This window comes from Photobacterium angustum (assembly GCF_002954615.1).
Classification (GTDB): domain Bacteria; phylum Pseudomonadota; class Gammaproteobacteria; order Enterobacterales; family Vibrionaceae; genus Photobacterium; species Photobacterium angustum_A.
This window is the reverse complement of the sequence record NZ_MSCJ01000001.1, coordinates 133888-148409: the sequence shown is the minus strand read 5'-3', so window position 1 is coordinate 148409 and position 14522 is coordinate 133888. Positions and strand designations below refer to the sequence as shown.

Here is a 14522-nt window from a genome sequence, read left to right as displayed (position 1 = left end):
GGATTTTATAGTTGTACCTAGCTATTTAGGCAGTACAATCGCCTGCCTACTTTCCCCCTTTTCTATTAAATAGGGATAAACATGCTCATCTATATTCTCGATATGTTTGGTACTGCAATCTTTGCAGCCTCGGGAGTACTCATGGCAGGACGATTACGCATGGATCCTTTTGGCGTTGTCGTGCTAGCCAGCGTAACAGCTATTGGTGGCGGCACTATTCGTGATATGGCACTAGGTGCTACCCCTGTGTTTTGGATCAAAGATACCAATTACTTATGGGTGATTTTTATTACCTGCATTATTACTATGCTCGCAACTCAACGTCCAAAACGGATGCCATGGTATTTTCTTCCTGTCGCTGATGCGATTGGATTAGCAGTCTTTGTTGCTATCGGTGTCGAAAAGTCATTACGTTATGGTGCATCGCCAATGGTTGCTGTGATCATGGGTGTAATAACAGGTTGTGGTGGTGGCGTGATCCGAGATGTACTCGGACGAGAAATACCAATGGTATTACGTACAGAGGTTTATGCAACAGCCTGTATTCTAGGTGGTATGGTACACACCATAGGCTTATCTTTAGGCGTACTGCCTTCTGTTGCTGCAGTGATCGGTATCTTTACTACACTCACCATAAGACTTGCAGCCATTAAGTGGAATCTGTCTCTACCTATTTTTGCACTGCGTAATTAACAAAAAACCGCCAACACTGGCGGTTTTTTAATGTGATACAAACAAGGCTAACTTATTCTTCAATCGAGATTTTACGACGCTTGAATCGACGGACAAGCCACCATCCAAGTATACAAGCAAGTACAACGACGACAGACCAACATTGCATCTGATATTTATGATAGAAGGCTAAAATAGGCCCTAATTCGTCATGTAGATAAGCAGGAGCCACACCAAATACCAATAGCCAGATCGTTACCGCTAAGAAGTTACCTAATAAAAAAAGTTGAATTGGCATTTGCGCAATACCACAGCCAATACACATGAACTGTTTAATGCCTTCAACAAAACGACTGATCACAAGCCCTAGCATGCCATAGCGGTCAATAAACTGATGTAACTTGGTCAGCGTTCGCGGTTTAATCCATTCTTTCTTCGTTAAGATATGACCAAATTGGCGTCCAATAAAGTAGCCAATACTGTTACCAATAAAGCTACTTGCCCAAGCAACAGATAGCACCATAGGTAACGACATTTTACCTGACGATGCCAATAAACTCGCGACGATTAATAACGACTGACCAGGCGCTGGGATCCCCATACCTTCAACAGCAATTGCCAATGCCAGAATATAGTACCCGTATTGCTGCAGCAGCGGGGTGAGATCAGTAATAATATGTTGAATCGATTCCATAGCCAGTCGATATAAAAATGAAGAGTAATTTTTTATAGTAGCTTGTCTCTTGTCGTCGGCATAATGATCAAAGCTAGAAAGTAAGCTTTCATAAACCACCAAACATTAAGATTTAAAGCCAAGTTATTATTAATTAAGACTATTTGATAGACAATAAAAAAGGACGCAAATGCATCCTTTTTTATTTGAATAACGCTGCGAGATAAATGTGATTATTTAATCATCACACGAGCAAATTTACGTTTACCCACTTGGAAAACATAGTTGCCAGCAGTCGGTACCAGTTTCGTGTCTTCTACTTTCTCACCATCTTGCTTCACAGCGCCTTGGCGGATCATACGCATTGCATCAGATGTTGAGTTAACCAGTGCTGCTTCTTTTAATAAATTCGCAATAGGAAGACCGGCTTCGAATTCAAACTCAGGCATTTCATCAGGTAGGTTACCTTTTTGGAAGCGACTGATGAATTCTTGCAATGCCGCTTCTGCTGCTTCTTCTGAATGGAAACGTGCAATGATCTCTTTTGCTAATAAGAACTTCACATCACGTGGGTTTTTACCAGCATCGACATCGGCTTTAAACTGAGCAATTTCATCCATTGGACGGAATGAAAGCAATTCAAAGTAGCTCCACATCAGATCGTCAGAGATAGACATGATCTTACCAAACATATCGCTTGGCGCATCGGCAACACCAATGTAGTTATGCGCAGATTTAGACATTTTCTTCACGCCATCTAAACCCACCAGCAATGGCATCGTCAGTACAACCTGTGGTTTTTGACCATGCGATTTCTGTAACTCACGACCCATTAGCAAGTTGAACTTCTGATCAGTACCGCCTAGCTCTACATCTGTTTCCATTGCTACTGAATCGTAACCTTGTAGTAATGGATACATGAATTCATGGATAGCGATTGGACGATTCTCGCCGTAACGCTTTTTAAAATCGTCACGCTCTAGCATACGAGCAACGGTTTGATTAGACGCTAAACGGATCATTCCTTCTGCACCTAACTCTGATAACCATGTCGAGTTAAACGCAATCGTAGTTTTGGCAGGATCAAGGATCTTAAATACCTGCTCTTTATACGTTTCCGCATTGCGTAATACATCTTCACGCGTTAGTGGCGGACGTGTCGTGTTCTTACCGGTAGGATCGCCGACCATACCCGTAAAATCACCAATCAAGAAAGTGACTTCGTGGCCTAATTCCTGAAAAGTACGCAACTTATTAAGAATAACCGTGTGTCCAAGGTGGATATCTGGCGCCGTAGGATCGGCACCTAATTTAATACGTAATGGACGGTTTTCTTTTAGCTTTGCAATTAGCTCGGCTTCTGGGATAAGTTCTTCTACCCCACGTTTTATCTCAATAAGTGCTTGTTCAATGCTGGCCATTCTTGTTCGCTCCCACAAAATTGGCAAAAATAATAAGCCGACCATCTTACTTGAATAGCAGGCTTTTTTGAAACCAGTTAGACTGAAGGCCGTTTATTTTTTCGGAATATATGTGAAAAATTTAGTATGAAAGGAACTTCATCACCTCGTTTTCCACGGAAGAACATCTTTTTTATCATATTGATCGGCATAGCAATGCTAGGGCTTGCGATAATGCCGAGTTCCCAGCAAGAAACCGCTTCTCATGTTGAGCGCAAATTTAAAATTGGTACACCTTACCCTATTGCCATTGCAACCGCTTCGGTGACACCTCTTTCAGGTAAAGGTAAAACAGATGAGCTTACGTGGAAAAAGCACGTTATTGAAAGTGGTGAAAGTTTAGCGATCGCATTTGATAACATCGGCTTAGATGGTAAAACACTACATTCTCTTATCAATACCGATGCCAATACCAAACAATTAGAAAGACTTCGCCCAGGTAACATCCTGAAATTTGGCTTTAATAAGGAAGGGAAGTTAGTTGAGCTTCGCCAACCTCGTAATCATTTAGAAACCTTGATTGTTCGCCACGATGGCAATACCTTTTCCAGTGAAATGGATAAAAAAGAAATTGAAACGCATACCAATTTCTCTCATGCCACCATTGAAACCAGTTTTTGGAGTGCCGCAGATAAAGCAGGATTAACTGCCAATCAGATCATGGAAATTGCTGCGCTATTTGGTTGGGACATTGATTTTGCTCTCGATATTCGAGCTGGTGATAAATTTGAAGTGTTATTTGAACAACATTATTTAGATGGTAATCCAGTCGATCGCGGTGAGATTTTAGCCGCAACCTTCACCAATATGGGGCAAACTTTTACCGCAGTTCGCAATAACGACGGCAAATATTACGATAAAGACGGGCTAGCCATGCGTAAAGCATTCTTGCGCTCTCCTGTAAACTTCCGTTATGTCAGTTCAAATTTTAATCCGCGTCGTCTCCACCCCGTTACAGGAAAAGTAAAGCCACACCGAGGCACTGATTATGTTGCTCCTGTAGGTACACCGATTTGGGCTGCAGGTGATGGTGTTGTGTTAGAATCGGCGTATAACAAATACAACGGTAACTACGTTTTTATCAAGCATAGTGCTAAATATGTCACCAAATACCTGCATTTAACTAAGCGTATGGTCAAAAAAGGGCAACGAGTAAAACAGGGTGATACTGTCGGTACTTTAGGGGGTACTGGTCGCGTCACAGGCCCTCACCTACACTATGAATTCTTGGTAAATGGTCAGCATAAAAACCCTCGCACAGTAGATTTACCGCAAGCCAATTCATTATCAGGCAACGAGCAAGTAACGTTTAAAAAGCAAGCTAAACAACAACTTGAACATATTCAGCAATTGAGCACATTGGTTGCTAATAATGACATATTATTAAACTAAGCATTTGTTTAGATACAAAAAAGCCGACAATCCATATTGTCGGCTTTTATTTAGCTCAAAAGCTATTGAATCAACATTTAAACACTAAATGATGCGCCACAACCACAAGTCGTTGTTGCATTTGGGTTGTTAACAAAGAAACGCGAACCTTCTAGACCTTCAGTGTAATCAACTGTACCACCCATTAGGTACTGGAGACTCATAGGATCAACCACTAGCGTTACACCGCTATTTTCAATGGTCATATCACCATCATTTACTTTTTCATCAAAAGTAAAGCCATATTGAAAGCCACTACAGCCACCACCAGTGATATAAACACGTAGCTTTAGATTCGGGTTTTCTTCTTCAGCGATCAGTGTTTTTACTTTATTCGCTGCAACATCAGAAAAAGTTAGCGGCAAATTAGCATCGCTCATTACAAAACCTCTCACACACTTCCGTTAATTATGCTGATTATCCAATACCTGACTATGTTGTTCAAGTATTAGGCTCACTTGTTGGAGAATCATGACGTAAACGCTCTTTTTTAATTGTTCGGTGTAGCAACTGCGAATAAATCGGTTGGCCGCCTAACATTTGAGCAAGCATAGTCGCACCGAGAGTCGTAACAATCAATGGTAAAATTAGGTGATAGTTGTTGGTCATTTCAATAACAAGCAAAATCCCCGTAATAGGCGCGCGTACCGTTGCAGCAAAAAGCGCCCCCATACCAGCGATTGCAAATAGTCCCGGATCAATGCCTAAATCAGGATAAATGCCTTGTGTGATCATGCCATAGAAAGTGCCAAACAATGTCCCTAACGCCAACATTGGGGCAAAAATACCACCAGGTGCACCGGAGCCAAAACACAGTAATGTTGTTGCAATACGAGCAAAGAACAACAGCATTAACATACCTAAACCGTAATCACCGTTAGTCGCATGAGGAATAAGGAAAATACCGCCACCGGTTAATTCTGGGAAATACAACAGAAGTAAACCGAAGCAACCGCCAATTAAAGCGCCAGTGATAAGGTAACGCTTACGCTCATTTCGGTGAATTTTAACAAAGCTATCTAACGCAAAAATAATCATGCGATTAAATAGGACACCGAAACCACCAAATAGCATCCCTAACACTAAGAATAACCATAATGATTTCAGTGCAGGAGCGTCATATTGCGGCATAGATATAACCGCTTCTTGGCCACGTAAAAGACGAAATACGATATTTGACATCACCGCAGAGATCATTACGCATTTCACCGAAATTAAACTGTAACGAAACTGCGGACGCATCTCTTCAAGTACAAACATGATCCCCGCCATTGGGGCATTAAATGCAGCAGCTAAGCCACCTGCAGCACCAGCTGCGAGTAAAGAGTGTCGACCTTCTTTATCTTTTAAACGGAAAATATCAGAGATCATTCGTCCAATATTACCGCCCATTTGCACGGTTGGACCTTCACGACCCAGTACCATACCTGAGCCTAACGCACCTAAACCACCGAAAAATTTCACTGGGATCACGCGCCACCAGCGAACAGGACGCATTTCTTCCATCGCACCTTCAATTTCAGGAATACCAGAACCACCAGCTTCAGGGGCAAAACGACTAACAAGGTAATAACCAACAAAGGCAAGAAAAGCACTGACAATAAACGCTGCAAGCCACAGAGGAAGTACACTGGTTATTTCATCACGTAACCACTCTGTACGTTGATCGGTTACCCAGTTAACACCAATTTCAAACAAGGTTCCGACTAAGCCCGCTAAAATACCGACAATCGCTGATAAAAATAGAACAGAGACAGGCGTTTTATCACGGTTAAGCAATTGCCTTACCAAAACGCGAGGTTGAAGATGAGGAGGCATGTGAATCCCATGCGTTTTATCAGTCATTTTTCGGCCGTATTGTCAAAAGATTGCATATAGAATGCAGGAAGGATAAATGAAACTATTGGATTTGGAAGAGTAATCCAAGATGGGCGTTTATTATACTGCTAATGTTGAAAAATAGCTTTGCAACTGTGACTTGTATAGCAATGTTGCTGTATTTAATTGTTCAATACGCGCAAATAACCACCATAAATCGCCCTCCCTATATTACATCCTTTTAGGTACAATAGACTAATAACAATCTACACACTTCTCTGGCCTACAATCCCTAGGACAGAAAACTATGTGGATTGGATCTACGCCTGATTATTTTATATAGGACCTCACAATGAGCAAAACGAGCAAATCGGCTGATTTATTTGCCAAAGCAAAACAAAAAATTCCAGGTGGCGTTAACTCTCCAGTGAGAGCATTCGCCGGTGTTGGTGGCACACCACTCTTTATTGAGCGTGCCGATGGTGCTTATATTTTTGATGCTGATGGCAATGCATACATCGATTTCGTAGGCTCTTGGGGTCCAATGATCTTAGGCCATAACCATGCCGCTATTCGTGATGCAGTGATCGATGCAGCACAACAAGGTTTAAGTTTTGGTGCGCCAACGGCAATGGAAATCACCATGGCAGATCTTGTATCTAAACTAGTACCATCGATGGAAATGGTTCGCATGGTGAGCTCAGGTACTGAAGCAACCATGAGCGCTATTCGTCTGGCACGCGGGTTTACTGGTCGCGATAAGATCTTAAAATTTGAAGGTTGTTACCACGGTCACGCCGATTGTCTACTCGTTAAAGCAGGCTCTGGCGCATTAACCCTAGGTCAACCAAGCTCACCAGGTGTACCTGCAGATTTTGCAAAACATACCCTAACAGCAACCTATAACGATCTAGATTCTGTACGTGAAGCGTTTACAACTCACCCAGAAGAGATTGCTTGTATTATCGTTGAGCCTGTTGCGGGTAACATGAACTGCATTCCACCAGTACCGGGCTTCCTTGAAGGACTACGCGACATCTGTGATGAATTTGGCGCACTATTAATTCTTGATGAAGTAATGACAGGCTTCCGTGTATCTGAAGGCGGTGCTCAAGGCTACTACAACATTAAACCAGACCTAACAACACTAGGTAAAATCATCGGTGGCGGTATGCCAGTTGGTGCGTTTGGTGGTCGTCGTGAAGTGATGGAATTTGTTGCACCAACAGGTCCTGTCTATCAAGCGGGTACGCTATCAGGCAACCCTGTTGCAATGGCGGCAGGTCATGCGTGTTTAAGTGTATTAACTGAAGATGGTAATGAAAAACGCTTAGCTCATACCACTAAACGTCTTGCTGATGGCTTTAAAGCATTAGCAGATAAGCACGGTGTTCCACTGACAGTTAATCAAGTAGGTGCAATGTTTGGCTTCTTCTTTACTGATCAAGAAACTGTAACGTGCTACGACGATGTAACGAAATGCGATGTAGAACGTTTCAAGCGTTTCTTTAATTTAATGCTAGAGAAAGGTGTATATCTTGCACCTTCTGCATATGAAGCATGCTTTACGTCGCTAGCACACACAGATCAAGTCATTGACGCAACACTTGAAGCGGCTGATTTTGCTTTTGCAACGCTTGCACATGAAAACAGCCCTGAATAATTCAGAAAGCTGAAATAAATAAAAATAAAAAAGGTCACAATTAGTGACCTTTTTTTATGACATTATTTTAGTATCTAAAACACAGAAATTGTATTTAACTATAGCCACAGCTCAAGGCTAAGGTTATTGCCAAAAATATAACGCAAGCAGTACCATGATGACTAAAATAATTAGTGCAATCGGTGGTCTGCGCTTTTTTTTGTCATCACAGCCACAATTACAACATCCCATAAGCCATCTCCGCGATAAAGGGTATAATCGATAAGTTATAGCGACAATGATTATAATGATAATCTTTATCAATAACAGCAGTAATGAAGACGCTTATTAATTAAAGGATACATACAGTGCCACAGCCATTTAAAATCGAGCCACGCCATTGGCTCCTTATTATTGCTTTATTTGTTGCTGCATTTGCCAGTTACAAACTCATCGAACCTTATTTAGGGCCGATTGTTCTCGCCTTTATTATTTCATTACTCTTTGCACCGCTACATAAACGTTTATTAGCGTTAATGCCAACCCGTGCAAATACTGCTGCAATGCTATCTTGCTTTGTGCTAACCGTCATTATTGTGATCCCACTACTTGTGGTGTTTTCATCCATTGTTCATCAAGGTACAACCGTTTCTAAAGAAAGCTATCAATGGATCACATCCGGTGGCCCGAAAGAGCTATTTGCTCATCCTTACGCTCAAAAAGTATTGTTCTATATTGATAAATACTCGCCGTTCCATGATTTTGATCCTCAGGTCATCATTCAGAAAATTGCAACCACAGCATCTCAGGTGGGCTCTCAAGCAATAAACATTAGTGCACGTATTCTTGGAGACGCTACTAGCATATTGGTTAACTTTATGATGATGCTATTTGTACTGTTCTTCCTGCTACGTGATAACGACAAGATGATTGCCGCGATCCGCCATGTGATCCCACTGTCTCGTAGTCAAGAAGATGCGATTATGGAAGAAGTTGAACAAGTCGCAAAATCTGCCGTACTTGGTTCATTTTTAACCGCTGTCGCGCAAGGTTTAGCCGGTGGTTTTGCAATGTGGCTATGCGGATTTCCTGGGCTATTCTGGGGCTCAATGATGGCTTTTGCTTCATTAATCCCTGTCGTAGGTACCGCACTGATCTGGCTACCTGCATCTCTATACTTACTGTTAGTCGGTCAATGGGAATGGGCATTATTCTTAGCGGGTTGGGGAGTGGTTGTCGTCGGTTCGATCGATAATGTTGTCCGTCCATTGCTGATGCAAGGCAGTTCAAGCATGAATACCCTACTGATCTTCTTCTCAATCATTGGGGGTATCCAATTATTTGGCTTGATCGGTATGATTTACGGTCCAATCATTTTTGGTGTAACACTCGTGTTATTTAAAATGTATGAAGTTGAATTTAAAGACTTCTTAGAACAACAAGATTCTCACTAACCCGTCATTACAATGCCGCCTCTATTCTAGGGCGGCATTTTTCTTCTATTCAATCTTCCTCTCTACTGCTGATTTCTTTTCAACTGCACATAATTATGGAACAATTCGCTCCCAAATTTATGATGTCTACATTGAGGCCAGTTACATGTCTTATTGCGCCGCGAGCCAGGTTGTTGCTCGTCAATCTGAGTTTTTTGAAAACCGTAAAGTCCTTATCGCTGGCGAATTAAGTGATACCTTCGCATCAGAGCTATGTCAAACCGCTCAAACGGTATCGGTATTTACCACAAACTATGGCTTCTACTCAGATATCGAACGTTTTAATAATGTAAGTAGTTACTTCGGTGCTGAATTAACAGAAACATTAGATATCGATATGATCCTGCTTTACTGGCCTAAAGCAAAAGCAGAAGCAGATTACTTATTAACTATGCTACTGAATAAGTTCGGTACTGGCGTTGAAATTTGTATCGTTGGTGAAAACCGCTCAGGGGTTCGCAGTGCAGAAAAACTCTTTGCAGAATATGGCCCACTGAACAAATATGATTCGGCACGTCGCTGCAGTTTTTACTGGGGACGTTGTGATAACACGCCAAAAGCCTTTAATTTATCAGATTGGTTCCGTAGTTATCCTATCGATATTGCTGGCGTACAACTTACTGTTCGCTCATTACCTGGCGTATTTAGCCATGGTGAGTTTGATAAAGGCTCAGAATTACTGCTTAACAACCTGCCTAAATTACACGGCAAAGTATTAGATTTTGGCTGTGGTGCTGGTGTGATTGGCGCGGTGATGAAAGCTAAATACCCCACTATTGATTTAGAGCTGTGTGATATCAGTGCGTTAGCCATTGAATCGGCAAAAGAAACATTTAAGGTCAATAACCTTGAAGCGAGTAAGTTCACCGCTACCGATGTATATAAGACGTTAACGGGCCCATACCAGTTCTTGATCAGCAACCCACCGTTCCATGCTGGGTTAAAAACATTTTATGCCGCTACTGAGCTATTTATTAATGATGCACCACAATACCTTAGCCATAACGGTCAGCTCGTCATTGTAGCTAACAGCTTCTTACAATATCCGCCATTAATTGAAGCAAGCCTTGGTGAGTGCAACATTACGGCAAAAACAAATAAATTTAATATTTACGCCGCAACCAAATAACCGTTAATTGATTTTAACGGAACATTTATCTAAAGAGGGACATTGTTGTCCCTTTTTTATAATCAAAACTCCGTCAAAACCGTTAATTCTGTGTTTTACGACACGCTTCATTATCGCTGTACTTGATCACTTTAAATAAGTGAGTATAAGCAGTATTATATTAATATATATGGACTTAGTGATTTCTAACGAACGGAAAAATTGTTAAAAACGTCACTTTTAAAACGTTTTATAATTTAACGTTAGTCACTGTTCCTCAATCCAAATCGAACGATAATCATTTTATTCAGGCACCGGAATGCAGAATACCAAACGATTTAAACGTCTCCAACATACGTTAATGTTGGCCTTTATTGTGCTTAGCATCACCCCTTTGGTTTTATCTGCTTTATATTTTCTAAACTCTCATACCAAAGATCTTGCTGAACAAAGTATCAATCACCTAGCTTCTTTACGTGATAATAAGCAAAAGCAACTTTATAGCTTTTTCGCAGCGAAAGAATCCGAGGTGAAGAGTTTCGCTCGCTCTGAATTATCGAATAACAGTGGTGGTCGTTTTTATGGCTTAGTCGGTGCTTACCATCAACTCGGAGACATAGAGCAGCAACTTGCATCTCAAGGACGTGCTCATTATTTCTCACAAACCCTCACCAAAAAAAATGAGTCCCATAATAAAACGACTTATGTAGGGCATGAGCGCTATCGTTTAATGTATAAGCGCTACAACGCTGTTTATAAAGAGTATTTAAAACGCTCTGACTTCAAAGACATTATGTTAGTTGATCGTTCTGGTAACGTGGTTTACTCCGTTCACAATCACCAGTTATTTGGCGTCAATTTACTTACCAACGCACAAGCATCACCAGCATTAAAACAAACCTTTGAAGCGATTACCGAAAAAACCAAACAAAGTCAGGCTAAACCTGATCAAGTACCGGTTACATTTACCGACTTTAGTCAATCAGCAAACACAGACGACACAACCGCATGGTTCGCCGCACCGATCATTCAGCAAGGCTACTTACACAGTTATGTCTTTATGGAGTTAAGTAATAAGGCGATTTCTGAGCTTATTCAAGATCTTGGTAATAATGCGAATTACGTTCAAACCTTATTGATTGGTCAAGATCACAAACTGCGTTTCTCTGCAGAAACGGGGGTTCCCGCAACGCTAAAAAGTGAAAGTATCAGGGAGGCACTGGCTGGTAAATCTGGTGTGGGTAGCTTTAAAAACTACGATAACATTTCAGTATTGAGTGCCTTTTCACCACTCGATATCCTTAACAATAAATGGGCATTAGTCGTTGAACTACCAGAAAAAGAAGCTTTTGCTCGTATTACTGAACTAGAAAAAATATTCGGCGTAGCAATGATCAGCGCTATTATTTTGGTGATCTTTGCCTCTCACTTATTGTCTAATTCAATTACAGCTCCATTACTGCGGTTAACTTGGGCAGCAGAAAAAGCCTCTGGTGGCGATTTAGACCAAGTCATTGAAGGCACTGAACGTAGTGATGAAATTGGTCGTCTTGCGATAAGCTTTTCACGTATGCAGCGATCTATTCGCGAAAAAATAGGTTTAATAAAAACTCAAAATGACGAGTTAGAACAAAGCCTTAAGATTATCAAACAGAAAAACAATGAGCTACAAACAGCAGATAAACTTAAAGATGAATTCCTTGCAACCACATCCCATGAATTACGCACCCCACTTCATGGCATGGTGGGTATTGCAGAATCTTTACTTGCTGGAGCGAATGGACCCGTAAAAGATTCTCAACGTCGTCAGTTAGAAATGATCATCAACAGTGGACAACGTTTAACTAACCTTGTTGATGATCTACTGGATTACCACAAAATGCGTTATGGCGATTTAGATATTCATCGCCATGCGATTGATCTGTCCGCAGCGGTGAGATTAGTACTGGAGCTTTCTAGTCATTTACTTGGCAACAAACCGGTAAGGATCATTAATCAAATTCCAGCAGATTTGCCACTCGTTGATGCCGATGAGCAACGTTTAGAACAAGTACTTTATAACCTTGTCGGTAACGCGATTAAGTACACATCTGAAGGTAAGATCATTATCTCTGCCACAGTATTAGAACAGCAATTACGTGTACAAGTCGTCGATACGGGACAAGGAATTCCAAGTGAACAGTTAGAACATATTTTTGAGCCTCTCATCCAAGCAAACTCAAATTCGGCAAACTACCGACAAGGCGCAGGTCTAGGCTTATCAATTAGTCGTCAACTTATTGAATTAATGGGTGGCCGCTTATATGTAAGCAGTCAGCCTATGATTGGCACAACCTTTAGCTTTACCTTAAATCTTGCTACTAATGAGCAAATCAATGCGATATCTAATGACTCAATACTTCAGCACTTCCAAGTACCAGCGCTAGACTCCAGAAGTTGTGAAAGCACCAATTTACCTGAAAATCCTGAAGGTGATCTTATTCTCGTGGTTGATGATGAGCCCGTAAACCTTCAGATTTTAAATAATTTTCTACGACTTGCTGGCTATCGAGTAAAAACAGCAGAGAGCGGCCATCAGGCATTAGATATTGTCCAACAACAACGTCCAGATCTGATCTTACTCGATATTATGATGCCCGAGATGAGTGGCTACGAAGTCTGTACCCTATTAAGAAAGCAATACTCGATTTTTGAATTACCAATAATGATGTTGTCTGCACTTGGGCAAATTCAAGATCGCATCAAAGGCTTTGAGTGTGGGGCTAATGACTATTTAACTAAACCTTTTAATAAAGAAGAGTTAATTGCTCGTATTCAAGCTTACCTACAAGCCAGTAAGACTGAACATGAAAAGCAAAAGAACCAAAGCTTACAGCAAGAAATTCATCGTCGAGAGCAAGTAGAAGTCAGCTTAATTGAAGCACAAAGCCGCTTACTCGGGCTCCTTGACTCGACAAGTGAAGCGATTATTTGTATACAAAATGAAGGTCGTATTCGCTATGTTAACAGTGCCGCTGGTAAGTTATTTAAACGTCCACCAGAGCAACTAGAGCGCCATACAATTTCGGATATTATCGCCACAGAGCTACCGATAGGTATTAACGAAAGCCACCATTACAGTGGCAAGTTAAGCTTCATAATTAATGATGAGATCCAAACGTTATCAACCGATATTATTAACCTTCCTGAAGAATCAGGACTTAAACAAATGTTTGTTTTTGACAACCAAGGTCCTTCGGCAGATCATCGTATAGGCTTACTAGAAAATGCTGTTGATATGTTGTCAGAGTTTGCTTTTAACGGCGACAAAAATAACTTACAACAACTTAGAGAGCTTGGTGGTGAATTCACACGCTTGGCTGATAAGCTGGATGGTAGCGGACAAAATAAAGGAGATCTTATTCGTCAACTTATGGTTGAGTCGATGACGATGACTCTTTCATTATGGGAAAATGATGCTAAGAAAACCAAATTTGAATTAGCAGAAGAAAGTGGGTTGTGGCGAGTCTATCTTGATCGCAGCACCTTACAAACACGTACCCTTGATAAATATCTACATATCGATACGTTACCAAAAACACCACGTTGGCGAACAGTAATCAACACAATGGATTACGTACTAGAGCGCTGTACTCAAACAACAGTAGAGCGTCAGCATGTTGTAGCAATGCGAGACAAACTACACCATACAATTAGTACTAGTTGATTAGGTATTATTTAATTCTGAATATATCAAGGCTCTTAAGGGAGCCTTTTTTATGCCAGCAATATACAAATGTGAAAGCTATCCCTCTTATTACCTCTTTAAGATTACATCCATAAGCAAATAATGACCTCAGATAAGCCTTCATCTAGCACCATAGCTATATGCCCTTTCGTACGAAAATTTATTCTTATTCATCGAATAAAACTGTTTTTTTTAATAAGAAAATATCGCATTAAAAACCATAAAAATGACATGAGTCACACTCTATTTTTTGACTGTTTTTAAAGCAATTTCAGCTAATTTAGGTTCGTAACGATAGAAGGAGCAATTAGTTTTTGTTTATGAGAAGCGAATCACAACAAACATTAGCGATAAATTTTACACACAGAAATAACGACAAAAAAAGCAACCACTGCATAGATAAAATCAAAATAAATCAAAACTATTCATTACAAAACAACAACTTAAATGGTTTATAATTTAGGTTGTGATTTCGTTGATGATAGGAATAAATGTGAT

10 protein-coding genes are annotated in these 14522 nt (G+C 40.7%); 6 read left to right on the top strand and 4 right to left on the bottom strand.

Features of this window, described 5'->3' with window-relative positions:
* Positions 1 to 81: 81 nt before the first annotated feature.
* Positions 82 to 693 carry a trimeric intracellular cation channel family protein gene (locus tag BTO08_RS00635; protein WP_045083709.1) on the top strand — a complete coding sequence of 204 codons (612 nt, stop codon included), beginning with the start codon at positions 82 to 84 and terminating at the stop codon, positions 691 to 693.
* A 52-nt stretch (positions 694 to 745) separates the two neighbouring features.
* Here the strand turns inward: BTO08_RS00635 and BTO08_RS00630 are convergent, their stop codons facing one another.
* A complete protein-coding gene (locus tag BTO08_RS00630) occupies positions 746 to 1366 on the bottom strand; it encodes a DedA family protein (protein WP_105059487.1) in 621 nt (206 codons plus the stop codon).
* Positions 1367 to 1578: 212 nt separating this feature from the next.
* Positions 1579 to 2766, bottom strand: a complete 1188-nt coding sequence (gene tyrS, locus BTO08_RS00625; protein WP_105059486.1) for a tyrosine--tRNA ligase — start codon at positions 2764 to 2766, stop codon at positions 1579 to 1581.
* 213 nt (positions 2767 to 2979) lie between these two features.
* Between tyrS and BTO08_RS00620 the strand changes: the two genes are divergently transcribed.
* Positions 2980 to 4197 (top strand): peptidoglycan DD-metalloendopeptidase family protein, encoded by a 1218-nt coding sequence (locus BTO08_RS00620; RefSeq protein ID WP_242446220.1) that lies wholly within the window; start codon positions 2980 to 2982, stop codon positions 4195 to 4197.
* 77 nt (positions 4198 to 4274) lie between these two features.
* On the opposite strand, the gene erpA is transcribed toward BTO08_RS00620, so the two are convergent.
* Both erpA and clcA read right to left on the bottom strand, forming a co-directional pair.
* A complete protein-coding gene (gene erpA, locus BTO08_RS00615; RefSeq protein WP_005369727.1) occupies positions 4275 to 4616 on the bottom strand; it encodes an iron-sulfur cluster insertion protein ErpA in 342 nt (113 codons plus the stop codon).
* A gap of 61 nt (positions 4617 to 4677) precedes the next feature.
* On the bottom strand, positions 4678 to 6081 hold the full coding sequence (clcA, locus tag BTO08_RS00610) for a H(+)/Cl(-) exchange transporter ClcA (protein WP_105059484.1): 1404 nt from the start codon (positions 6079 to 6081) through the stop codon (positions 4678 to 4680).
* 325 nt (positions 6082 to 6406) lie between these two features.
* Here clcA and hemL point away from each other — a divergent pair, with 325 nt between their 5' ends.
* From hemL to BTO08_RS00590, 4 genes are all read left to right on the top strand, one after another.
* Positions 6407 to 7717, top strand: coding sequence for a glutamate-1-semialdehyde 2,1-aminomutase (gene hemL, locus BTO08_RS00605; RefSeq protein ID WP_105059483.1), 1311 nt, complete (start codon positions 6407 to 6409; stop codon positions 7715 to 7717).
* 347 nt (positions 7718 to 8064) lie between these two features.
* A complete protein-coding gene (locus tag BTO08_RS00600) occupies positions 8065 to 9150 on the top strand; it encodes an AI-2E family transporter (RefSeq protein ID WP_105059482.1) in 1086 nt (361 codons plus the stop codon).
* A gap of 145 nt (positions 9151 to 9295) precedes the next feature.
* Positions 9296 to 10318 carry a 16S rRNA (guanine(1207)-N(2))-methyltransferase RsmC gene (gene rsmC, locus BTO08_RS00595; protein ID WP_105059481.1) on the top strand — a complete coding sequence of 341 codons (1023 nt, stop codon included), beginning with the start codon at positions 9296 to 9298 and terminating at the stop codon, positions 10316 to 10318.
* Positions 10319 to 10616: 298 nt separating this feature from the next.
* On the top strand, positions 10617 to 14003 hold the full coding sequence (locus tag BTO08_RS00590; RefSeq protein ID WP_242446219.1) for a response regulator: 3387 nt from the start codon (positions 10617 to 10619) through the stop codon (positions 14001 to 14003).
* Positions 14004 to 14522: the final 519 nt, after the last annotated feature.

Bases quoted from the DNA above. Each gene is read 5' to 3' on its own strand.
- BTO08_RS00635 (WP_045083709.1), top strand. From the start codon at position 82: ATGCTCATCTATATTCTCGATATGTTTGGTACTGCAATCTTTGCAGCC.
- BTO08_RS00630 (WP_105059487.1), bottom strand. From the start codon at position 1,366: ATGGAATCGATTCAACATATTATTACTGATCTCACCCCGCTGCTGCAG.
- tyrS (WP_105059486.1), bottom strand. From the start codon at position 2,766: ATGGCCAGCATTGAACAAGCACTTATTGAGATAAAACGTGGGGTAGAA.
- BTO08_RS00620 (WP_242446220.1), top strand. From the start codon at position 2,980: ATGCCGAGTTCCCAGCAAGAAACCGCTTCTCATGTTGAGCGCAAATTT.
- erpA (WP_005369727.1), bottom strand. From the start codon at position 4,616: ATGAGCGATGCTAATTTGCCGCTAACTTTTTCTGATGTTGCAGCGAAT.
- clcA (WP_105059484.1), bottom strand. From the start codon at position 6,081: ATGACTGATAAAACGCATGGGATTCACATGCCTCCTCATCTTCAACCT.
- hemL (WP_105059483.1), top strand. From the start codon at position 6,407: ATGAGCAAAACGAGCAAATCGGCTGATTTATTTGCCAAAGCAAAACAA.
- rsmC (WP_105059481.1), top strand. From the start codon at position 9,296: ATGTCTTATTGCGCCGCGAGCCAGGTTGTTGCTCGTCAATCTGAGTTT.
- BTO08_RS00590 (WP_242446219.1), top strand. From the start codon at position 10,617: ATGCAGAATACCAAACGATTTAAACGTCTCCAACATACGTTAATGTTG.